Consider the following 21,583-nt stretch of genomic DNA (forward strand, 5'->3'; position numbering starts at 1 on the left):
TCGGAAAGCGCCATCGACATTTCGAAGTTCCTCCAGATTTTTAATTAAAAATCTGGAGGATAGAAAATCTTAACTAAGATTTTCTATTTAAACCACGATCTGCACCTCGCCGTCGTTGCAGATCACGATGAACTGGCCGCCGCATTCCACCATGTGGAACCCGCAACGGCGCACTTCCGACGCCAGTATCGCTCGCCCGACCATGCGTTCGGTGTCGCGCACGGCGCGCCGCACGACCCCGCCTTTCGCCACTGCCCGCGCGCTGAAGACCTGGTCGAGCCATTGGGTCTGGCAGGGCGAAAGGATCGCTTTTCGATCCAGTCTCATGGGCCAACTAGAGACAGAGGCGCGTAAAAGTGAGGTTAAGGCGTGAGAAGATGCCGGAACATCGCGTCGACATGGCGCTCGGCGCGCGCCCAGCCGTCGCGGCGGTCCGGCTGAAGCACCGCGACCTGCGCTTCGAAATCCGCGTAATGCTGCGTCACGGCCCATATGGTCATCAGAAGATGCGCCGGGTCGATCTCGGCCAGCCGTCCCGCCTGCACCCAGCCCGAGATCAGCGCGCATTTCCGGTCGAACAAGGGCTTCAGCCCGCGCTGTAGATGCGGTCCCATCCGCGGTGCGCCCTGCAATATCTCGTTGGCGAAGAGCCGGCTTTCGCGCGGCATCGTGCGGCTCATCTCGAGCTTGGTCATCACATAGGCCATCAGCGCCTCGACCGGATCGGCGTCGTCGCGGAGCGCCCGCAGAGGCTCGACCCATGTCTCCATCAGCCCGTTCAGGAGGGTGACATGGATCGTCTCCTTGCTGTCGAAGTAATAGAGCACGTTCGGCTTCGACATGCCCGCGGCCTCGGCGATCGCGTCGAGCGTCGCCCCGCGAAACCCCTCGGCCGAGAACACGTCGAGCGCCGCTTCGAGGATTCGCCGCCGGTTGCGCTGCTGAATGCGGCTCGGTTTCTTCTCGGGGTCGGGGCGGGCATCCATCGTCGGGGTCTCTCCTGCGGAAATTTCGGGCAGGTGGTTCTGCCTGTGGTCCTTCCGCCCGGCTTCCTCGCTTGACAGCCCCGGGCGGCGTTGCAATCGTGTCCTTGACCAAATGGTAAAAAACCGGCGCGCACACGGCAAGCGCGAAACGAACAGGGAGCACGACATGGCGGCACCGGGTGAAAACCTCCGGATCGATGGCGACCGTCTCTGGGACAGCCTCATGGAGATGGCGCAGATCGGCCCCGGCATCGCCGGCGGCAACAACCGCCAGACCGTGACCGACGAGGACGCGGAGGGCCGGGCGCTGTTCCAGAAATGGTGCGAAGCCGCGGGCTGCTCGATGGGGCTCGACCAGATGGGCAACATGTTCGCCCAGCGCGACGGCACCGATCCCGACGCGCTGCCGGTCTATGTCGGCTCGCATCTCGACACCCAGCCGACCGGCGGGAAATACGACGGCATCCTCGGCGTGCTCGGCGGGCTCGAGATCCTGCGCTCGCTCAACGATCTCAACATCAAGACCAAGCACCCGATCGTCGTCACCAACTGGACCAACGAAGAGGGCACCCGCTTCGCCCCGGCGATGCTGGCCTCGGGCGTCTTCGCGGGCATCCACGATCAGGACTGGGCCTATGCGCGCGAGGATGCCGAGGGCAAGCGCTTCGGCGACGAGCTCGAACGGATCGGCTGGAAGGGCGAGGAAGAGGTCGGCGCGCGCAAGATGCACGCGTTTTTCGAGCTCCATATCGAACAGGGCCCGATCCTCGAGGCCGAGGGCGTCGATATCGGCGTCGTCACCCACGGCCAGGGGCTCTGGTGGCTTCAGGTCACGCTGACCGGCAAGGACGCGCATACCGGCTCGACCCCGATGAACATGCGGGTCAATGCCGGGCTCGGAATGGCGCGGATCACCGAGCTCGTGCACCAGATCGCCATGGATAGCCAGCCCGACGCGGTCGGCGCCATCGGGCACGCGAATGTCTATCCGAACTCGCGCAACGTGATCCCCGGCAAGGCGGTCTTCACCATCGATTTCCGCTCGCCCGACCAGGAGAAGCTCGACGGCATGCGCGCGCGGCTCGAAGCCGAGGCTCCGAAGATCGCCGAGGCGCTGGGTCTCGGGATCGAGATCGAGCCGGTCGGCCATTTCGACCCCGTCACCTTCGACGAGGGCTGCGTCTCGGCGATCCGTCAGGCCGCCGAGCGGCTGGGCTACAGCCACCGAGACATCGTCTCGGGCGCGGGTCACGACGCCTGCTGGATCAACCAGGTCGCGCCGACCGCGATGGTCATGTGCCCCTGCGTCGACGGTCTCAGCCACAACGAGGCCGAGGAGATCACCAAGGACTGGGCGCGGGCCGGAGCGGATGTGCTCTTTCACGCGGTGGTCGAGACGGCGGAGATCGTCTCCTGACCCATGCGGCTGCCCATTGCCTGCGACCCGCCGCTGGCGCAGTCTCGCCCCGGGGCGCGGCTGCGGCGCCCGGAACGGGAGAGTCTGTGTATGAAACTGGGTCTGTGCCTTCTGGCGATTGCTCTTGTCACAACGTCCTGCGGACGGATCGGCGGGCCGCCGCCGCCGGTCCGGCAGGTGGAGGGCAAGACCGTGGTGAACGACGCCGCGGGCGCCACGCTGGTGATCGACGAGAACGGCTGCCAGACGGTCATCCCGGCGGATGGCGGCACGCCCGAGCTGGTGCGCGACGTCAATGGCGCGCCGGTCTGCGTGCCCGTCCTGCCCCAGCCCTGACGGGCGGCGCGGGCGGTCGGGACGGCGTTGCGTATTTGGAAAAAGAAGAAGCCTGAAAAGGCGAGACAGTCACAGGGAGACGCGCCATGAGCAAGGTCATCAAGAACGGCACCATCGTCACCGCCGACCGCACCTGGAAGGCGGACATCCTGATCGAGGGCGAGACCATCGCCCGGATCGGCGAGGATCTGAAGGGCGAGACCTATATCGACGCCGAGGGCGCCTATGTCATCCCCGGCGGCATCGACCCGCACACCCATCTCGAGATGCCCTTCATGGGCACCACCGCCGCCGAGACCTTCGAGACCGGCACCTGGGCGGCGGCGGTCGGCGGCACCACCATGCTCGTGGATTTCTGCCTGCCGGGCGCGGACGGGTCGATCAAGAACGCGATCAACGAGTGGCACCGCAAGTCGGCGCCGCAGATCTGCTCGGATATCGGCTACCACATGGCGGTGACCGGCTGGAACGAGACGATCTTCAACGAGATGAAGGACGCCGTCGACATGGGCGTCAACTCGTTCAAGCATTTCATGGCCTACAAGGGCGCGCTGATGATCGAGGACGACGAGATGTACGCCTCGTTCAAGCGGTGCAAGGAGCTGGGCGCGCTGCCGATGGTGCATGCCGAGAACGGCGATATCGTCGCGGATCTGCAGCAGGAGATGCTGGAGAAGGGCATCACCGGCCCCGAGGGCCACGCCTATTCGCGCCCGCCCGAGGTCGAGGGCGAGGCCGCCAATCGCGCCATCATGATCGCAGATGCCGCCGGTGTGCCGCTCTATATCGTGCATGTCTCCTGCGAGCAGGCGCATGAGGCCATCCGCCGCGCCCGCCAGAAGGGCATGCGGGTCTATGGCGAGCCGCTGGCGCAGTTCCTGACTCTCGACGAGACCGAGTATTTCAACACCGACTGGGACCATGCCGCGCGCCGGGTGATGTCGCCGCCCTTCCGCAACAAGGAGCATCAGGACAGCCTCTGGGCCGGTCTCCAGTCGGGCTCGCTCCAGGTTGTCGCCACCGACCATGCCGCGTTCTCGACCGAGCAGAAGCGCATGGGCATAGGCGATTTCACCAAGATCCCCAACGGCTCGAACGGGCTGGAGGAGCGGCTCGGCGTGCTCTGGACCGCCGGGGTCGAGACCGGGCGCCTGACGATGAACGAGTTCGTCGCGGTCACGTCGTCGAACGTCGCCAAGATCCTCAACATCTATCCGAAGAAAGGCGCGCTGGTCGAAGGCGCGGATGCCGATATCGTCGTCTGGGACCCGTCGATCACCAAGACCATCTCGGCCTCGAACCACCATTCCATCCTCGATTACAACGTTTTCGAGGGCTTCGAGGTCACCGCCCAGCCGCGCTACACGCTGAGCCGCGGCGAGGTGATCTGGGCCTGGGGCCAGAACAGCCAGCCCCAGCCCGGCCGCGGCAAGTTCGTGCCGCGCCCGGCCTTCCCCTCGGCCCATGCCGCGCTGTCGAAATGGAAGGCGCTGACCGCGCCCAAGATGATCCAGCGCGATCCCATGAACATCCCGGCGGGCATCTGATGCGCTGGCTCGCCGCGCTCGCGATGCTGGCCGAGCCCGCCGTCGCGCAGGGCTCGGGCGCCTACGGCACGCCCGAGGGCTGCGCGCGGCTCGCGGGCGACGAGAGCGCGGTCGAGCGGCAGGTGGCGATCCTTCCGGGGCATCTGAGCCTCCGGGGCGAGACCTGCATGATCACCGCCGTCCAGACCGGCACGCTGATGGCGACCTGTCCCGGACCCGCCGAGACCCGCAAGCGCGTCTTCGGCATCGGGCCCTCGGCGGACGGTCTCGGGATCGTGCTCACCGCCGAGGACGGCGCCCAGGAGATCCTGGACCCGTGCGGCTGATGAAGACTCTCAACACAAGCGCCAAGCTGTCCGCCGTGCGAAACCGTGCGACCATGAAACTGGCAAACCGCCATCCATACCGATTTGGCTGCGGCATAGTCGTTCGTGTCGGGTTGTTGCTTGGGGTGGCTGAGTTGATCGCCTCTTTGCATTCCGCGGACCCTGAAAGCGCCTTTTCAGGGACCCTTTTTCAGGGGCTTGCGAATGCCTTCTGGACTACGCAGTTTACGCTTCTCCTGCCTTTTACCTTGGTGGTGATCTGGATCGCGCTGACTTCGATCGCCGCGAACGTTTTCGGTTTTCGGATGAAGAGCGGCTTTTTCTGGCTGATCGTCGGCGGCGTGGCGTTCTCGCTTGCGACAACCGGAATAGGCTGGACTGTATTCCACCGCGCTCTTGAAACCGACCTCTCCTTTCCGCTGATGGCCACTATCTCGGGCCTCTCGATCGTGATGGCGCTCTTCATGACCCGCGACCAGTTGGAGTTTCCATGACCGTTATTCAGGCAAGAGACCTCAATCTCACCTTCGAGACCAATGACGGCCCGGTCCACGCGCTCAAGGGCGTGGATCTCGAGATCGACAAGGGCGAGTTCGTGTCCTTCATCGGACCCTCGGGCTGCGGCAAGACCACCTTCCTGCGCTGCGTCGCGGGGCTCGAGACGCCGAGCTCGGGCACGCTCACCGTTAATGGCATGAGCCCCGACGAGGCGCGGCGCGCGCGTGCCTATGGCTATGTCTTCCAGGCGGCGGGGCTTTATCCCTGGCGCACCATCGGCGGCAATATCCGGCTGCCGCTCGAGATCATGGGCTTTTCCAAGGAGGAAAAGGCCCGTCGCGTGAAGGAGACGCTGAAGCTCGTCGATCTCGACGGGTTCGAGAAAAAATACCCCTGGCAGCTCTCGGGCGGCATGCAGCAGCGCGCCTCGATCGCGCGGGCGCTCAGTTTCGACGCCGACATCCTGTTGATGGACGAGCCCTTCGGCGCGCTGGACGAGATCGTCCGCGACCGCCTGAACGAAGAGCTTCTGCGGCTTTGGGCGCGGACCGAGAAGACCATGCTCTTCGTGACGCATTCGATCCCCGAGGCGGTCTATCTCTCGACCAAGATCGTGGTGATGAGCCCGCGTCCGGGGCGGATCTCGGATGTGATCGACAGCCCGCTGCCGCGCGAGCGCCCGCTCGACATCCGCGACAGCCGCGAGTTCATCGAGATCGCGCACCGCGTCCGCGAAGGTCTGCGCGAGGGGATGGAGGCCGCATGAGCGACACCACCGCGCCTCTCTCCGCGCCGCAGGCGGGCGTCGGCCGCTCGGGCCGCGTGGCGCTCTGGGCGCGCGGCATGGGCCACCATATCGGGCCGGTCCTGGCGGTGGTCGCGGCGCTGGTGGTGCTCTGGTATCTCGCCTGCATCCCGATGAACGCGGCGCAATCGTTGCTTCTGGCCGAGCGGGCCGGGCAGGCGGTCTCGCCCGAAGAACCGGCCGCACGGCGCGCCATGGGCGGCCTGGCGCTGAGCCTCCAGAACCCCGGCGCGGCACTTGCCAGCGCCTATATGCAGGAGCGTCCGCGCCTGCCCGCGCCGCACCAGGTCGCCATCGAGCTCTGGGACACGACGGTCGAGAAGAAGATCACCTCGAAGCGCAGCCTTGTCTGGCACGCCTGGGTCACGCTCTCGGCGACGCTCGCGGGCTTCGCCATCGGCACCGGGCTCGGCATCCTCCTGGCCGTGGGCATCGTGCACAGCCGGGTCATGGATATGAGCGTCATGCCCTGGGCGATCGTCAGCCAGACCGTGCCGATCATCGCCATCGCGCCGATGATCATCGTGGTGCTCTACTCGCTGGGCCTGCAGGGGCTGGTCCCGAAGGCGATCATCTCGGCCTATCTCTCGTTCTTCCCGGTCGTGGTCGGCATGGTGAAGGGCCTGCGCGCGCCCGACGCGATGCAGCTCGATCTCCTGCGGACCTACGGCGCGAGCCGGTCGCAGACCTTCTGGAAGCTGCGCCTCCCGGCCTCGATGCCCTATCTCTTCGCCTCGCTGAAGATCGGCGTCGCCGCCTCGCTCATCGGCGCCATCGTGGGCGAGCTGCCCACCGGCGCGGTCTCGGGGCTCGGCGCGCGGCTCCTGGCAGGGAGCTATTATGGCCAGACCATCCAGATCTGGGCGGCGCTCTTCGGCGCGGCGATCCTCGCGGCGCTGCTGGTCGGCCTGATCGGGCTGATCGAGCGGGTGACACTGGCGCGCATGGGGCTTCGGTCATGAGCGCGCGCGCCCGCCAGAGCCCGCGCGTCGTGGCGGACCGCAGAGGTGCGTATTTGGAGAAAGAAGAAGGGACGATCCCGTGCTTCTGGTGATCTTCGCGCTTCTCCTCTGGGCCGGAGCCTTCTGGCTGAACGTGTCGCTGGCCTCGGGGCCGTCGGCGTCGCGCGCCCCGGTCAAGGCGCTGGTGCCGGCGATCTTCGGCCTGACCATCCTCGCCGTCTGGGAGCTGGTCGTGCGCGGGCTCGAGGTGCCCTCGGTGATCCTGCCCGCGCCCTCGGAGATCGCGGCGCGCTTCGCGACCTCGCTGCCGGTGCTCTGGTCGGATCTCGTGCAGACCTTCGTGAAGGGCGCGCTCTCGGGCTACGTCATCGGTTGCGTCGCGGCCTTCGCGGTGGCGCTTCTCGCCGATCGCTACGCGTTCCTGAAGCGCGGGCTCCTGCCCGTCGGCAATTTCATGGCGGCGCTTCCCATCGTCGGCACCGCGCCGATCCTGGTGATGTGGTACGGGTTCGACTGGCAGTCCAAGGCCGCGGTGGTCGTGGTCATGGTCTTCTTCCCGGTTCTGGTGAACACCGTTGCGGGCCTCGCCGACACCAGCGCGATGCAGCGCGACCTGATGCGCACCTATGGCGCGAGCTACTGGCAGACGCTCTTCAAGCTGCGCCTGCCGGCCGCGCTGCCCTTCCTCTTCAACGGCCTCAAGATCGCGACGACGCTGGCGCTCATCGGCGCCATCGTGGCCGAGTTCTTCGGCTCCCCGACCCTCGGCATGGGGTTCCGGATCTCGACCAGCGTCGGGCAGCTGGCGCTCGACATGGTCTGGGCCGAGATCGTCATGGCCGCGCTTGCGGGCTCGGCCTTCTACGGGATCATCGCGGCCCTCGAGGCGCGGCTCACTTTCTGGCATCCGGCGCAGCGAAAGCGTCGGTAATCAAAGACAAAACCAACGGGAGTACGACATGAAGACCAGGATCATCGCGGCCCTTGCCGCCACGCTCGGAGCCGGGGCCGCCCAGGCCGCCGACGAGGTGACGCTGCAGCTCAAATGGGTCACCCAGTCCCAGTTCGCGGGCTATTACGTGGCCGAGGAGAAGGGCTTCTACGACGAGGAGGACCTCGACGTCACCATCCTGCCCGGCGGCCCCGACATCGCGCCCCCGCAGGTGCTGGCCGGTGGCGGCGCCGACGTCATGGTCGACTGGATGCCCTCGGCGCTCTCGGCGCGCGAGAAAGGCCTGCCGCTCGTCAATATCGCCCAGCCCTTCAAGACCTCGGGTCTCATGCTGACCTGCTGGAAGGACACCGGCATCACCGGCCCCGAGGACTTCAAGGGCCGCACCATCGGCGTCTGGTTCTTCGGCAACGAATACCCGTTCCTGAGCTGGATGAGCCAGGCGGGCATCCCGACCGAGGGCGGCGAAGAGGGCATCACCGTCCTCAAGCAGGGCTTCAACGTCGACCCGCTCCTGCAGCGGCAGGCCGATTGCATCTCGACCATGACCTATAACGAGTTCGGCCAGGTGCTGGACGCGGGCGTCAGCGAGGACGAGCTCGTCACCTTCAAATACGAGGATCAGGGCGTCGCCACGCTCGAGGACGGCCTCTACGTGCTCGAAGAGAACCTGGGCGACCCGGCCTTCGTCGACAAGATGGTCCGCTTCGTGCGCGCCTCGATGAAGGGCTGGAAATACGCCGAGGAGAACCCCGAGGAAGCCGCCGGGATCGTGCTCGACAACGACGCGACCGGGGCCCAGACCGAGGCGCACCAGGTCCGCATGATGGGCGAGATCGCCAAGCTGACCCTGGGCTCCGACGGGTCGCTCGACGAGGCCGATTACCAGCGCACGGTCGACACGCTTCTGGCGGGCGGCTCGGACCCGGTGATCACCAAGGAGCCCGAGGGCGCCTTCACCACCGAGATCACCGATCAGGCGCTGAACTGATCCGCGAAGGCCGCCACGGCTGACGAAAAAGAGACCGCCGCGACACCCTCGCGGCGGTCTTTCCCTGTGAAAGCCCGGGCCGCCGCTTTCCTCGGGGAGGCGCGGGCGCTACCTCGGGCGTCATGGACACGCAGCGCCTCGCCAATCTCATCATCGTGGTCTCGGGCATCCTCTGGGGCATTTACTGGATCCCGGTCCGCGCGCTCGAGGGCCTTGGCCTGACCGGGGCCTGGGGCACGCTCGCCGTGGTCGCGGCGGCGGTTCTGGTCCTGGCCCCCGTCGCGCTCCGGGTGCCGCGCCGTGCGCCCCTGGGGCTCGCCCATGCCAGCTTCGCGCTCGGCGGGCTGGCATTCGTCCTCTATTCCGTCGGGCTGGTGCAGGGGCGGGTCGCGGTGATCGTGCTTCTCTTCTTCCTGACGCCGGTCTGGAGCACGCTGATCGCGCGCCTGGTCCTCGGGCGGCGCACCAGCGCCCACCGGCTTGCCGCCGTGGGCGTCGGGATTGCGGGTCTTGCGCTGATGCTTGGCGATGGCGGCTGGCCGGTGCCGCGGGCGGCGGGCGAGTGGATGGCGCTGGCCTCGGGCGTTCTCTGGGCGGTCGCCACCACCGGGATCAGCGAAACCCCCGAGATCGACCCGCGCCATGGCGCGCTCACCTTCGCGAGCGGTGCTCTGGTCGCCGCGCTGATCGCGGCGCCGCTCCTGTCGCCCTTTCCCACGGACCCCGTGCCGCTTCTGCCCGCGACGCTCTGGGCGCTCGGGACCGGCGCGCTCTTCTGGGGGCTGGCGATGACCGCGCTCACCTGGGCGGTGCGGCGGGTCGAGCCCGCGCGGGTCGGCATCCTCCTGCAATCCGAGGTGCTGGTCGGCGCCGCCAGCGCCGCGCTCTTCGCGGGCGAGACGCTGAGCTTCCTCGAGATCGTCGGCGGCACGCTGGTCGTCTCGGCGGGACTTCTCGAGACCGTTCCCCTGCCGCGCCGCCGCGCCCGAAGCTGAGGCGAGAGACACCGGCGCTCAGGCGGGCAGGGGGCGGAGCGCCGGGCGTCCCCAAGACGACCTCGAAAGCCCCGGACGTCACGCTCCAGCCATGTGAAAACCGCATAGCGCCTATGCGCCCGAATGTGCGGAAAGTCGCAGTTGCAGGCCTGTTCCACGACAAACTGTGCGTTATGTGCGAATGGAAACGATGGGCTGGCCCCGACATGCCGGTCCGTTCCCTGACCGAATGACCGCGATGACGCGTCCCTGGCGCGTCCGGAGCCCTCCTGATGACCGTAACCGCAGATCCAGACGCCGCCATGCCCTCCCGTGTTGCCAAGGCCCAGCCCTACTGGGAATTCGTCGCCATGGTCGCCTTTCTCATGGCGCTCAACGCCGCGGCGATCGACGTGTATATCCCCGCCCTGTCCGAGATCGGCTCCGCGCTTGCGGTCCCCGACGAGAACGCGGTGCAGCTTGTCATCGGCAGCTACGTGATCGGCTTCGGCGGCGCGCAGGTGATCTACGGCCCGCTCTCGGACCGCTTCGGGCGACGGCCGGTGCTCTTCGCGGGCCTCGGCATCTACACCCTTGCCGCCATCGCCGCGATCTTCGCCCCGAGCTTCGGAGCGCTCCTCGCGCTGCGCTTCATCCAGGGCGTCGGTGCCGCCGCGACCCGTGTGATCGCGCTCTCCGTGGTCCGCGACCGGTTCAAGGGCGAACGCATGGCCAGCGTCATGTCGCTCGTGATGATGGTCTTCATGGCGATGCCGGTCTTCGCGCCGAATATCGGCTCGCTCGTCCTGCTCTTCGGCAACTGGCGCGAGGTCGCCATCGTCATGGCGCTCTTCGGCGTCGCCGCCTTCGTCTGGACCTGGACGCGCCTGCCGGAAACGCTCGCACCCGAGAACCGCCGCGAGCTCGACGGCCATCACGTGCTCGAAAGCTTCCGCATCATCTTCACCAACCGCCGCGCCTTCGGCTACACGCTGGCGACCGGCGCGTTCTTCGGCGTGCTCTTCTCCTTCGTGAGCCAGGCCGAGCAGGTCTACACCCAGGTCTACGATATCGGCCCGGCCTTCACCCTCTACTTCGCGCTCGTCGCCACCTTCATGGCCGCCTCGAGCTTTGCCAATTCGCGCCTCGTCTCGCTCTTCGGCACCCGCCGCCTGAGCCACGGCGCGCTCACGGGCTTCGCCCTGATCGGCCTCCTGCATGCGGGACTCGCGTGGTGGATGGGCGGCGCGACGCCGTTCTGGCTGTTCCTGGCGCTCCTGATCCCGCAATTCTGCTTCTTCGGCTTCATCCCCGCGAACTTCAACTCGCTGGCGATGGAGGAGCTCGGCCATGTCGCGGGCACCGCCTCGGCGGTTCTGGGCACCGTCCAGACGCTTGGCGGAGGCCTGATCGGCGCCGCGCTCGGATACCTCTACAACGGCACCACCGTGCCGCTCTTCGCGGGCTTCGCGGGGCTCGGCCTCCTGTCGCTCACGCTGGCGGCATATGCCGAGGGCTGGGGACTCTACCAGCGCCGCCGCGACGGCTGAGCCTTGCACCCGGCGCCGTCCCGGCGATAGTGGCGCCATGACAGAGAGTTTCGAGTTCGGCGGGCGGACCCTCGCGCCCGGCACCCGTGGCACCATCGACCTGCCGGTCTCGGTGCTGTCCGACCACACACCCGTGACGCTCTCGGCGCATGTGATCCACGGACGCCGCCCGGGCCCTCGCGTCTTCGTCTCGGCGGGCATCCATGGCGACGAGGTGATCGGCGCCGAAATCTGCCGCCGCCTCCTGCGCGCCACGCCGATCCGCTCGGTCGCGGGCACGCTGATCGTGGTGCCCATCGTCAACGCCTTCGGCTTTCTCAACCAGTCGCGCTACCTGCCCGACCGGCGCGACCTGAACCGCGCCTTCCCCGGCCATTCCGAGGGCAGCCTCGCCGCGCGCCTCGCCCATCTCTTCCTGACCGAGGTCGTCCTGCGCTGCGACACCGGTATCGACCTGCATTCCGCCGCCGTGGGCCGCACCAACCTGCCGCAACTGCGCCTGACCCCCGGCTCGCAGCGCCTGCGCGAGCTCGGAGCCGCCTTCGCCGCGCCGGTCACACTGACCTCCAAGGTCCGCGACGGCTCGCTCCGCGAGGCTGCCGCGTCGGCGGGCGTCGATGTCCTGCTCTACGAGGCGGGCGAGGGGCTCCGCTTCGACGAGACCGCCGCCCGGGCCGGGGTCGCGGGCGTCCTGCGCGTGCTCCTGCATCTCGGCATGATCCCGGGCCGGGGCGTGCCGCGCGCCCGCGCGGGCTCGGTGCTCTGCGACCGCAGCCACTGGCTCCGCGCCCCGTCAGGAGGGCTCCTGCGCACCCTCAAGGCCGCCGGAGACTGGGTCCGCGAGGACGAGGTGCTGGGCCTCGTGTCGGATCCCTTCGGCGAGAACGAAGAGGAGGTCCGCACCCCCACCCCCGGCATCGTCATCGGCCGCACCAACCTGCCGGTCGTCAACGAAGGCGACGCCCTCTTCCACATCGCCGAACCCGCCCGCGCCATGGCCCCCGAAGCCGCCCAGGCCGGCGTCGCCGAACACCTCGACGCCCCGGCGCTGTTCGATGAGGATGAGATTATTTAAGCTTTAGACGTTCGCCACCATACTTGTAGAGCGGCGCCGATTGGGGTATACTAAATATGGACCATCGTGCCCTCTGCTGAACGCCATCGAGCCAGCAGACCACCAGCTGCATCGTCAGCTGAAAATAGGGAGCCATCTCAATGGCGGCCAAGGCCTACCGATTCGAGGTTGCAGAAGCCCGGAGCTTCAAGCACCCGTACTTCCCGGACATCCAAAAATTTACTTTTTTGGTCCCTGCCTCCAAGTTTCCAAAAAATTTGCCCCAGAAAGCTAACCTTCGTGAAGCGACGGGGATGAAGCGCGCTGTTTACACCGACGTGTTAGAAAGTTTGCGGGGCAACAACGCCCTACCTGGAACTTTCGACCTACTGAACCTCGGGGTAACCGTCATCGCGGAAAGTGTTGAGGCTGTCGATAAGCGGATCTTCGATGTTCTAATTGATGACGAGTATGGAATTGCTAACGGTGGGCATACCGCCAATCTAATTTGGTCTTGTCAGGAAGATGGAACTATCGCTGAAGGTCAGCACGTTGAAGTCAGGATTATTACTGGCGTGGATGGACCAGATGCTCATACTATGCGTGTAGATATCGCGCGGGCTCAAAATACAGGGATCGCAGTGCGGCCTGAGTCCATCTACGAGTTGGATGGTGCGTTTCAGGGCATCAAGAATGCGATATCTAAGTATCCGTGGTCCGGGAGTGTCGCTTACAAAGAAAGTGATGATGAAGATTTGGATGTTCGTGAGATAATCGCTCTCATGGAATTAATGAACATCTTCGACTTCCCGAACCGAAAGGGTAAGTATCCAATTTCCTCCTACGAGAAGTGGTCTACTCCTCTAAAGAAGTTTGGAGAAGATTTCTCTCAATATCGAGATGCGCCAGAGCTGAGGAAGTATCATAAATTAGAAGGTTTGGTTCCTGATATCCTTGCCCTTTACGATATAATTAGGCGGGAGTTTATCAAGTTCCGATCTGAGGCGCTTGGCAACAAGGGCGCCAAGCCGGCCTATATCGAGAGAACTTCCAAGCCGGATGGGTTTTCTTTTCCGTATGCCGGATTTGATAATCATCCAGAGAGACTGACGAAAGGCGCGGCTTATCCAATTCTTGGGGCTTTTCGAAACTATGTGAAAGAAAACTCGGAGAGTGGGCTGGCCGAATGGGATGGCGGCTTTGAGCATGTCAAGAAAGTCTGGAGGCAAGTGGCTCCAGATATTTTTTGGGAGACTCATGCAACCGTGAAAGAAATAGGGCCTGCTCCTAATGTGCTCGGAAAAAACCGAAATCACTGGGCTGGACTTTACAAAACGGTCGAAAATTTTCATTTGCGCGAGCAACTTGAGCGCCTTCAGTCGGGGGCTCGTGATGGGGAGTAAGCGCGATAAAATCATGATCCGTATTGGATCAAACTTCGAAGCAGCAGCGACTGGTAGAACCGCAATAGTGCTGCTGGCGCTATTGGTTGGCCTGTTACTGATCTCGGACACGCTATAACTGCGGGCGCGGGCCGCGTTCATAGCGGTCCGCGCAGGCTTTTTTCTGAGTTCCTGTAAATTCAGCAGTAACTTATCAAGCACACGCCGCAACTCCGGAGACCCCCATGCCCTTCACCCTCGCCACCTGGAACATCAACTCCGTCCGTCTGCGCGAGGGGCTCGTGGCCCGGCTTCTGACCGAGGAGCAGCCGGACGTGCTCTGCCTGCAGGAGACCAAGTCCCCGGTCGAGAAGCTCCCGGTCGAGGCCTTCGAGGCCCTGGGCTACACCCATCGCGTGGCCCGCGGGCAGAAGGGCTATAACGGCGTCATGATCCTCTCGAAGCTGCCGCTCGAAGAGGCGGGGGCCGAGGATTACGCCGGTCTCGGCCATGCCCGCCACGTCGCGGCCAAGCTTGAGAACGGCGTCACCATCCACAATTTCTACGTCCCCGCCGGTGGCGACGTGCCCGACCGCGCCGTGAACGAGAAGTTCGGCCAGAAGCTCGACTACCTCACCGACATGCGCGACTGGGCCCATGCCGCGCGCCCCGAGAAATCCATCCTCGTCGGCGATCTCAACATCGCGCCCCGCGAGGACGACGTCTGGTCCCACAAGCAGCTTCTCAAGGTCGTCTCGCACACCCCCATCGAGGTCGAGCATCTCGCCCAGACGCAGGAGGCCGGCGCCTGGGTCGACGTCACCCGGCAGGACATCCCCGAGGGCCAGCTCTATTCCTGGTGGTCCTACCGCGCCCGCGACTGGGATGCCGCCGACAAGGGCCGCCGTCTCGATCACATCTGGGCCACGCCCGACATCTCGAACGCCGCCCATTCCTCGCGCATCCTGCGCCCGGTCCGCGGCTGGGACCAGCCCTCGGACCACGCGCCGGTCTTCGCCACCTTCGATCTCTGAGGCAGCGGCCCAAAACGGCGCGAAACCCACGCCAAACGCCCCAATCACGCCCGAAACCCGCGCCTCAGGACAGACCCTTTCAGCCGCGACCCGTGTCGCGCGCGCCACGTCGCGGACGAGCGTGATTTCCGCAGGTGCGAAACGCCGTCCCGATGCGCATACTCTCCGATGGGATAGGTTAACGGGATTAGGTCATGAGTCTCACGCGTCGTGCTCTTTTGTTCGGGTCGGGCGCTGCCATCGGAGCGGTCGCCGCGATGGTGGAAGCCCAGAAACTGCCGTCGCTCGGCGGCACCGTGTCGCTGGCGCCCGAAGGCGGGGAGGGGGTGCTGAACGACGCCTCGAAGCTCTCCGAGACCCCGGTCTTCAAGCACATCACCGTCACGCGTGACCCCGGCGAACGCCTGGTCGAGGCGATCCGCGCCGAGATGGACGAGGCCCGCGAAGAGGGCCGCCCCGTCGCGCTCTCGGCCGCGCGCCACTCGATGGGCGGCCACGCACTGCCCGAGAACGGCCACGCGGTGACGCTCGAGAACGCCACCGTCGAGGTCGACACTGACGCCCGCACCGCGCTTGTCCATGCCGGGGCGCGCTGGTCCGAGGTCATCCCCGCGCTCGACCGCTGGGGCTTCGGGCCCAAGGTCATGCAATCCAACAACGATTTCGGCGTCGCCTCGACCTTCGCGGTGAACGCCCATGGCTGGCCCGTGCCCTATGGCCCGATGGGCTCGACCGTGCGCTCGGTGTTCCTGGTCGAGCCCGGCGGCGAGCTTCTCGAGATCAGCCGCGACAAGGAACCCGAGCTCTTCGCGATGACGATGGGCGGCTACGGCCTGACCGGCGCGATCGTGTCGCTGGTGATCGAGATCGAACCCGACCGCCGTCTCGTGCCCTTCTTCGAGACCATGCCCGCCGAAGAGTTCGGCCCCGCCTTCGTCGCCGCCGTCTCGGGCGAGGAGAGCCGCGCCAACATGGGCTACGGGCGTCTGAACGTCGCGCGCGGCGCCTTCTTCGACGAGGCGCTGATGGTCACCTACCTGCCGACCGAGGACCAGTCGGACCTGCCGCCCGTCGGCACCTCGAACTGGATGAGCCACGCCTCGCGCTACATCTTCCGCGGCCAGCTCGGCCGCGAGGCGGTCAAGACCGCGCGCTGGAGCTTCGAGACCGACATCGCACCGCTCGTCGCGGGTGGCACCACGACCCGCAACACGCTCCTGAACGAGCCGGTCGAGACCCTGCGCGGCTTCGACCCGAGCCGCACCGACATCCTGCACGAGTATTTCGTGCCGCCCGACCGCTGGGAGGAGTTCGTGACCGCCTGCCGCGAGGTGATCCCCTCGTCCTACCAGTCGCTCCTGAACGTCACGCTGCGCTATGTCGCGGCGGACACCGAATCCGTGCTCTCCTACGCGCCCGAGCCGCGCATCGCCGCGGTCATGCTCTTCAGCCAGGAGATGACCGAGCGGGCCGAGACCGACATGCGGCGGATGACCAGCAGTCTGATCGACCGTGTGATCGACCTCGGCGGCACCTACTATCTGCCCTACCGTCCCCACGCGACACGGCGGCAGCTGCGCCAGGGCTATCCGAACGCCCGAGAATTCGCGCAGCGCAAGCGCGAGATCGACCCCGATCTTCTGTTCCGCAACATGTTCTGGGACCGGTATTTCGCCTGATGGGCCCGCTTCGGACGATCGCGCTCGGCTATGCCGTGGTCCTCTTCGGAGCGGCGGCGCTGAACTACATCCCGGGCGTCACCGATGCCGACGGCGTGGCCTTCGGCATCTTCGCTCTCGATCTCTATGACGACGCGCTGCACGCGGCCTCGGCGCTCTGGGCGTTGATCGCGGGGCTGACCTCGCGCCGCGCCGCGCGGCTCTTCCTGGTGCTCTTCGGGGCGCTCTACCTGGGCGACGGTCTCCTCGGGCTTGCGACCGGGTCCGGGTATCTCGACCTCGGCATCTTCACGAACGGCGTGCTGGATCTGGAGTTCGGCTTCAAGATCCTCGCCAACCTGCCGCATATCGCGCTCGGCGGGATCGCTCTGATCTCCGGGCTCGTGCTGGAACGAGACAAGGCATAAGGCATGAAGGCTCTCCTGAAATTCCTGATCAAGACCGCGCTGATCCTGGGCTTTCCGTTCTACGTGCCGATCCTCTACGTGGAGTTCGCCTGCCGCGGCGAGCCGCTCGCCGACGACTACGCGAGCCTCCTGCCGCCCGAGCATCACCGGCCCGAGGCGCGCACGCTGATGACCTATCCCGAATGGCATATCGTGCACGCCTATACCGATTACGCACGGGTGATCGAGGACGAGGACCCGCATGACTTCTCCTTCCTCGGCGCGATCTGGGGGTTCTGGTCCTCGCTCTGCACGCTGAACGAGGCGTCGGCGGCGCATGGCGGCGTCGATGGCGAGACCAAGCAGATGGTCTACGTGATCGGCGCGAGCTTCACCGCCGAGATGCTGCTGAAGGCCGCCTATGAAGAGACCTTCGGCCATATCGCCGCGCTCATCCGCGGACCCGAGCGCGAGCCGCTCGACGATCTCTCCGCCCGGCAGGCGGCGGAATACGCGGCCTTCCTCCGCCAGACGCCCTGGTACAAGTACGATTTCCTCGAGGATGACCGCGAGCTCGACCTCGCCGCCACCGACACGCCGCGCGACAACGAGCGCGAGATCGCGCTCGGGATCGAGAACCGCGTCAAGGCGCGCTACGCCGCCTTCATCGCCGACCGCGTCGCCGAGATCGGCCCGGACGAGCAGAGCCTGCGCATGGTCGCCTGGGGCCTCAGCCCGTCGCAGTTCGGCGCCTATGACGGCGTGAGCGTCATCGGCCCCCGCGAACCCGGGGTCGAGCTGGAGGTGCCGCGCTATGCGAAGCTGACCAAGCTTCTGGAGCAGATGGCGCTCGACGGGGCGGAGTTCGTCGAGATCGCGGGAAATGACGACATCCTGATCACCGTCCTGTCTGACCGGGTGAAACAGGCCCCGGGCTCGCTGATGAGCGTCGGCGTGCAGGGCACCGACGACCGCCGCTTCCTGATGCTCGTCAAGGTCCCGGAGCTGGCCGAGACGCTGCGCGGGATGCAGGAAGGCCTCCTGCGGCTCGAACACATCCATGATTACTAGCCTCCTGAAGGCGCTGCCCCTGGTGGCGCTGGGATGGCTCGGCACGCTCTCTCTGGTGATGCTGGTGACCGACGAGGCCCCCGGCGCGGTGGTGCTCTTTCCTGCCGACGGCTTTGTCTCGGCGCTGCCCGAGGGCCTCGGCATCGCCGGGGCAGGGCCCTTCTGGATCGCGGTCCGCGGCGAGGTCCCGGGCATGGGCCGCGCGCTCTATGCCGCCGGGGGACGGCTCGTCCTGCCCGCGGGCCTGCCGGGCTGCCTGCCGCTTCCCGGCGGCGCCTGATCCGCTTCTGCCCTTGCATCGGACGGCGGCCTTCTCCATCTGAACGGGGACATGAGAGACGAGAGCCCCGGAGGGACGAGACGATGATCGAACTTGGCACCAGTCAGCAAACCGGCGGACAGGACCTCATCAAGGACGTGGCCGAGCGCGACTTCATGGCCGAGGTCGTCGATGCTTCGCGCGAAGTTCCGGTGATCGTCGATTTCTGGGCGCCGTGGTGCGGCCCCTGCAAGACGCTCGGCCCGATGCTCGAGGACGCCGTCCGCGCCGCCAAGGGCGCGGTGAAGATGGCCAAGGTCAATGTCGACGAGGCGCAGAGCATCGCCGGTCAGCTCCGCATCCAGTCGATCCCGACGGTCTACGCCTTCTGGCAGGGCCAGCCGGTCGACGGCTTCCAGGGCGCGGTGCCGCAATCCGAGATCAAGGCCTTCATCGACCGGCTCGTCCAGCAATCGGGCGGTGACGCCTCGGGCGGGCTCGACGAGGCGCTCGACGCCGCCGACGAGATGCTGGAGCAGGGCGCGGCCACCGACGCCGTGCAGATCTTCACCGCCGTTCTCGGCGAGGACGACAAGAACCCCCGGGCCTATGCCGGGCTGGTGCGCGCCCATGTCGCACTTGGCGAGATCGACCAGGCCGAGGCCATCCTGAACGGCGCTCCGGTGGAGATCTCGAAGGCGCCCGAGCTCGAGGCCGCCCATGCGCAAATCCAGCTCGCGCGGCAGGCCGAGAACGCCGGACCGCTCGCGGAACTCGGCCAGCAGGTCGAGGCCGATCCCGACAATCATCAAGCCCGCTTCGATTATGCGCAGGCGCTCGCCGCCAACGGCAAGACCGGCGAGGCCGTCGACCAGCTGCTCGAGCTCTTCCGCCGCGACCGCGAGTGGAACGACGGCGCCGCCAAGAGCCAGCTCTTCACGCTCTTCGACGCGCTGAAGCCCAACGATCCGATCGTTCTCAACGGACGGCGCAAACTCTCGTCGATGATATTTGCCTGACCGGGCCCTAGGACTAGCTGCAAGGGCATGACGCGGCCAACCGATTTGCCTGACGTAATCCCGGTATTTCCGCTTCCCGGGGCGCTGCTCCTGCCGCGCTCTCGGTTGCCGTTGCACCTGTTCGAGCCGCGCTATCTGGCGATGCTGGATGACGCGCTGAAAACCGATCATCGCCTGATCGGCATGGTCCAGCCGCAGCAGATCCCCGGCCGGAGCGACCGCCCCCTGCATCTCATCGGCTGCGCGGGGCGGGTGACGCAGATGTCCGAGACCGAGGACGGGCGCTACATGATCACCCTCACCGGCATCTCGCGCTTCCGCATCCGCCAGGAGATCGAGGGCTTCCCGCCCTATCGCCGCTGCGAGGTCAGCTGGACCGGGTTCGAGGCCGATCGCGGCGCGACCGAAGAGGACACCAATTTCGACCGCCCGCGCTTCCTGGCGCTTCTCGACCGCTATTTCCTCGCCCGCGAGCTGTCCGCCGATTGGGACACGCTGAAAGAGGCCGAGGACGAGCTCCTGATCAATTCGCTGGCGATGCTTCTGGATTTCGACCCCGAGGACAAGCAGGCGCTCCTTGAGGCGCCGTCGCTCTCGACCCGGCGCGAGACGCTGGTGACCCTGATGGAATACGCGCTCCGGGGCGGCGGAGAGGATGTGATGCAATGACCGAGACCCAACGCTTCGACCGCCGCATGCTCGACGGCCTCGTCTGCCCCGAGACACAGGGGCGCCTCGACTATGACGCCGACAAGCAGGAGCTGGTCAGCCGCAATGCCGGTCTGGCCTATCCGATCCGCGACGGCATCCCGGTGATGCTCGTCGACGAGGCGCGGCGCCTCGACTGACGGCGCCCCGGCGCCCGCAGGTCTCGCCAAACGCCGCCGCAGGCCTAGATGCTGGCGCTGAACCAGCGGGCGGGCTCATGTCGCAAAGCCGAAATCTGAACGAGATGAGCGTCGCGCGCGCGCTCTGGACGGTGAGTGCGCCGATGTCGGTCGGCATTCTCGGCGTCCTCTCGGTCGGGCTTGCCGACAGCTACTTCCTCGCCCGCGACGGCAGCACCTCGCTCGCGGCCATCGGCTATATCTACCCGGTCATCCTGACGATCACCTCGCTCTCGATCGGGCTCAGCGCCGGCACCTCCGCGGTGGTCAGCCAGGCGCTCGGGAAATCGGGGGCCGACGACCCGGTGCAGGCGCGGCTCGCGCTGCACGCGCTGGTGCTCGCGGTGGGCTGCGCCATCGTCGCGGCGCTCCTGCTCTGGGTCCTCTCGCCCTGGATCTTCACGGCGATGGGCGCGACGGGCGATGTCCACGCGGCGATCCTCGCCTACATGCCGTGGTGGTGCCTGGGCTTTCCCTTCATCGTCGCCAGCCAATCCCTGAACGCCGTCTTCAAGGCCGGGGGCGAGAGCGGCATCGCCGCCACCGCGATGGTGGCGCAAAGCCTTCTGAACGTCGCGCTCGACCCGCTCCTGATCTTCGGCTGGGGACCGGTCCCGGCGATGGGCACCGAGGGCGCGGGCATCGCAACCGCCGCCGCGCGCACGCTCGCGTTTCTCGGCCTTCTCGCCTACGCGCTCCGCTCCGGGCGGCTGGCCCTCACCCGCGAGGCGACCGACGGGCTCGTCCGCTCGGTCCGCAGGATCGGCGCGACCGGCGTGCCCGCGGCGCTCTCGAACGCGATCAACCCTCTGGGCATGGCGCTCGTCACCTCGGCCGTGGCGACGCTCGGCGAGGCGGCCGTCGGCGGCTTCGGCGCGGCGACGCGGGTGCAGTCGCTCCTCTTCGTGCCGATGCTCGCGCTCTCGGCCGGGATCGGCCCGGTCGTGGGGCAGGCCTGGGGCGCGGGCGACCACGCCCGCGCGCGCGCCACCGTGCGCCTGACCTTCCTCGTCTGCGCGGGCTACGGCGCGGCGCTCGTCGCGCTGATGTGGCTCACCGCCGGTCCGGTGGCGCGGCTCATGACCAACGGTCTCGACGCCGTGCCCTATGCCGCCGACTACCTGCGCTGGGTCAGCCTCGGCTTTTTCGGCTACGGCATCCTCGTGACCGCGAATGCCGCGATGAACGCCCGCGAAAAGGCGATCTGGTCGATGACCCTCTCGGCGGCGCGCATCGCGCTGATCTACGTGCCGCTCGCCTGGGCCGGGGCGCTGGCGCTGGGCTACCCGGGCATCCTCGGCGCGGCGATCGCCGCCAATCTCGCCGCCGCCTGGGGCGCGCTCGTCCTTTGCCAGGCGGTGGGGCTTCTCGACCTCGATCAGCCGCTTGTCCGCACCCCGGCAGAGCGGCTCGCGCCGTCGAATTGACACCCCCCGAGGCCTGCGCTACCCGACCGGCCTTCGCGGCA

24 protein-coding genes are annotated in these 21,583 nt (G+C 66.7%); 22 read left to right on the forward strand and 2 right to left on the reverse strand.

Features of this window, described 5'->3' with window-relative positions:
- Positions 1-87: 87 nt before the first annotated feature.
- The gene (locus ACFQ4E_RS15725; protein ID WP_386805206.1) at positions 88-327 is read right to left on the reverse strand and encodes an N-(5'-phosphoribosyl)anthranilate isomerase; all 240 of its coding nucleotides are present in this window, start codon (positions 325-327) and stop codon (positions 88-90) included.
- A gap of 35 nt (positions 328-362) precedes the next feature.
- Positions 363-986, reverse strand: coding sequence for a TetR family transcriptional regulator C-terminal domain-containing protein (locus tag ACFQ4E_RS15730; RefSeq protein ID WP_386805207.1), 624 nt, complete (start codon positions 984-986; stop codon positions 363-365).
- A gap of 166 nt (positions 987-1,152) precedes the next feature.
- Here ACFQ4E_RS15730 and ACFQ4E_RS15735 point away from each other — a divergent pair, with 166 nt between their 5' ends.
- The 22 genes from ACFQ4E_RS15735 (at position 1,153) to ACFQ4E_RS15840 (ending at position 21,542) form a co-directional block, all read left to right on the forward strand.
- A complete protein-coding gene (locus ACFQ4E_RS15735) occupies positions 1,153-2,403 on the forward strand; it encodes a Zn-dependent hydrolase (RefSeq protein WP_386805209.1) in 1,251 nt (416 codons plus the stop codon).
- Positions 2,404-2,493: 90 nt separating this feature from the next.
- A complete protein-coding gene (locus tag ACFQ4E_RS15740) occupies positions 2,494-2,739 on the forward strand; it encodes a hypothetical protein (RefSeq protein ID WP_386805211.1) in 246 nt (81 codons plus the stop codon).
- Positions 2,740-2,825: 86 nt separating this feature from the next.
- Positions 2,826-4,286, forward strand: a complete 1,461-nt coding sequence (gene hydA, locus ACFQ4E_RS15745) for a dihydropyrimidinase (RefSeq protein WP_386805213.1) — start codon at positions 2,826-2,828, stop codon at positions 4,284-4,286.
- Positions 4,286-4,612: a hypothetical protein gene (locus tag ACFQ4E_RS15750; protein WP_386805215.1), complete on the forward strand. Its 327-nt coding sequence runs from the start codon at positions 4,286-4,288 to the stop codon at positions 4,610-4,612. The genes hydA and ACFQ4E_RS15750 overlap by 1 nt, the downstream gene beginning before the upstream one ends.
- Entirely contained in the window at positions 4,603-5,106 is a 504-nt protein-coding gene (locus ACFQ4E_RS15755; RefSeq protein ID WP_386805217.1) for a hypothetical protein, read from the forward strand. Before ACFQ4E_RS15750 ends, ACFQ4E_RS15755 begins: the two co-directional genes overlap by 10 nt.
- Positions 5,103-5,876 (forward strand): ABC transporter ATP-binding protein, encoded by a 774-nt coding sequence (locus ACFQ4E_RS15760; RefSeq protein ID WP_386805219.1) that lies wholly within the window; start codon positions 5,103-5,105, stop codon positions 5,874-5,876. Before ACFQ4E_RS15755 ends, ACFQ4E_RS15760 begins: the two co-directional genes overlap by 4 nt.
- A 77-nt stretch (positions 5,877-5,953) precedes the next feature.
- A complete protein-coding gene (locus ACFQ4E_RS15765; RefSeq protein ID WP_386805273.1) occupies positions 5,954-6,877 on the forward strand; it encodes an ABC transporter permease in 924 nt (307 codons plus the stop codon).
- 79 nt (positions 6,878-6,956) lie between these two features.
- Positions 6,957-7,808 carry an ABC transporter permease gene (locus tag ACFQ4E_RS15770; RefSeq protein ID WP_386805220.1) on the forward strand — a complete coding sequence of 284 codons (852 nt, stop codon included), beginning with the start codon at positions 6,957-6,959 and terminating at the stop codon, positions 7,806-7,808.
- Positions 7,809-7,836: 28 nt separating this feature from the next.
- The gene (locus tag ACFQ4E_RS15775) at positions 7,837-8,820 is read left to right on the forward strand and encodes an ABC transporter substrate-binding protein (protein WP_386805222.1); all 984 of its coding nucleotides are present in this window, start codon (positions 7,837-7,839) and stop codon (positions 8,818-8,820) included.
- Positions 8,821-8,942: 122 nt separating this feature from the next.
- Positions 8,943-9,815, forward strand: coding sequence for a DMT family transporter (locus tag ACFQ4E_RS15780; RefSeq protein WP_386805226.1), 873 nt, complete (start codon positions 8,943-8,945; stop codon positions 9,813-9,815).
- Between the two features lie 272 nt (positions 9,816-10,087).
- Positions 10,088-11,344, forward strand: a complete 1,257-nt coding sequence (locus tag ACFQ4E_RS15785) for a multidrug effflux MFS transporter (protein WP_386805228.1) — start codon at positions 10,088-10,090, stop codon at positions 11,342-11,344.
- A gap of 37 nt (positions 11,345-11,381) precedes the next feature.
- Entirely contained in the window at positions 11,382-12,419 is a 1,038-nt protein-coding gene (locus ACFQ4E_RS15790) for a succinylglutamate desuccinylase/aspartoacylase family protein (RefSeq protein ID WP_386805230.1), read from the forward strand.
- Between the two features lie 140 nt (positions 12,420-12,559).
- Positions 12,560-13,801, forward strand: a complete 1,242-nt coding sequence (locus ACFQ4E_RS15795; protein WP_386805232.1) for an AIPR family protein — start codon at positions 12,560-12,562, stop codon at positions 13,799-13,801.
- A 224-nt stretch (positions 13,802-14,025) separates the two neighbouring features.
- Positions 14,026-14,814, forward strand: coding sequence for an exodeoxyribonuclease III (locus tag ACFQ4E_RS15800; RefSeq protein ID WP_386805234.1), 789 nt, complete (start codon positions 14,026-14,028; stop codon positions 14,812-14,814).
- 194 nt (positions 14,815-15,008) lie between these two features.
- Positions 15,009-16,493 (forward strand): FAD-dependent oxidoreductase, encoded by a 1,485-nt coding sequence (locus ACFQ4E_RS15805; protein WP_386805236.1) that lies wholly within the window; start codon positions 15,009-15,011, stop codon positions 16,491-16,493.
- A complete protein-coding gene (locus ACFQ4E_RS15810; RefSeq protein WP_386805237.1) occupies positions 16,493-16,900 on the forward strand; it encodes a hypothetical protein in 408 nt (135 codons plus the stop codon). The genes ACFQ4E_RS15805 and ACFQ4E_RS15810 overlap by 1 nt, the downstream gene beginning before the upstream one ends.
- 3 nt (positions 16,901-16,903) lie before the next feature.
- Positions 16,904-17,950: a hypothetical protein gene (locus ACFQ4E_RS15815; protein ID WP_386805239.1), complete on the forward strand. Its 1,047-nt coding sequence runs from the start codon at positions 16,904-16,906 to the stop codon at positions 17,948-17,950.
- Positions 17,940-18,230, forward strand: coding sequence for a hypothetical protein (locus tag ACFQ4E_RS15820; protein ID WP_386805241.1), 291 nt, complete (start codon positions 17,940-17,942; stop codon positions 18,228-18,230). Before ACFQ4E_RS15815 ends, ACFQ4E_RS15820 begins: the two co-directional genes overlap by 11 nt.
- Before the next feature lie 83 nt (positions 18,231-18,313).
- Positions 18,314-19,228 (forward strand): thioredoxin, encoded by a 915-nt coding sequence (gene trxA / locus ACFQ4E_RS15825; RefSeq protein WP_386805243.1) that lies wholly within the window; start codon positions 18,314-18,316, stop codon positions 19,226-19,228.
- 27 nt (positions 19,229-19,255) lie between these two features.
- The gene (locus tag ACFQ4E_RS15830; RefSeq protein WP_386805245.1) at positions 19,256-19,897 is read left to right on the forward strand and encodes an LON peptidase substrate-binding domain-containing protein; all 642 of its coding nucleotides are present in this window, start codon (positions 19,256-19,258) and stop codon (positions 19,895-19,897) included.
- Positions 19,894-20,076 carry a Trm112 family protein gene (locus tag ACFQ4E_RS15835; RefSeq protein ID WP_386805247.1) on the forward strand — a complete coding sequence of 61 codons (183 nt, stop codon included), beginning with the start codon at positions 19,894-19,896 and terminating at the stop codon, positions 20,074-20,076. The genes ACFQ4E_RS15830 and ACFQ4E_RS15835 overlap by 4 nt, the downstream gene beginning before the upstream one ends.
- 77 nt (positions 20,077-20,153) lie before the next feature.
- A complete protein-coding gene (locus ACFQ4E_RS15840) occupies positions 20,154-21,542 on the forward strand; it encodes an MATE family efflux transporter (RefSeq protein ID WP_386805249.1) in 1,389 nt (462 codons plus the stop codon).
- Positions 21,543-21,583: the final 41 nt, after the last annotated feature.

Origin of the sequence: Litorisediminicola beolgyonensis, from assembly GCF_042679605.1 — a bacterium.
In the GTDB taxonomy this organism is placed as follows: Bacteria; Pseudomonadota; Alphaproteobacteria; order Rhodobacterales; family Rhodobacteraceae; genus Litorisediminicola; species Litorisediminicola beolgyonensis.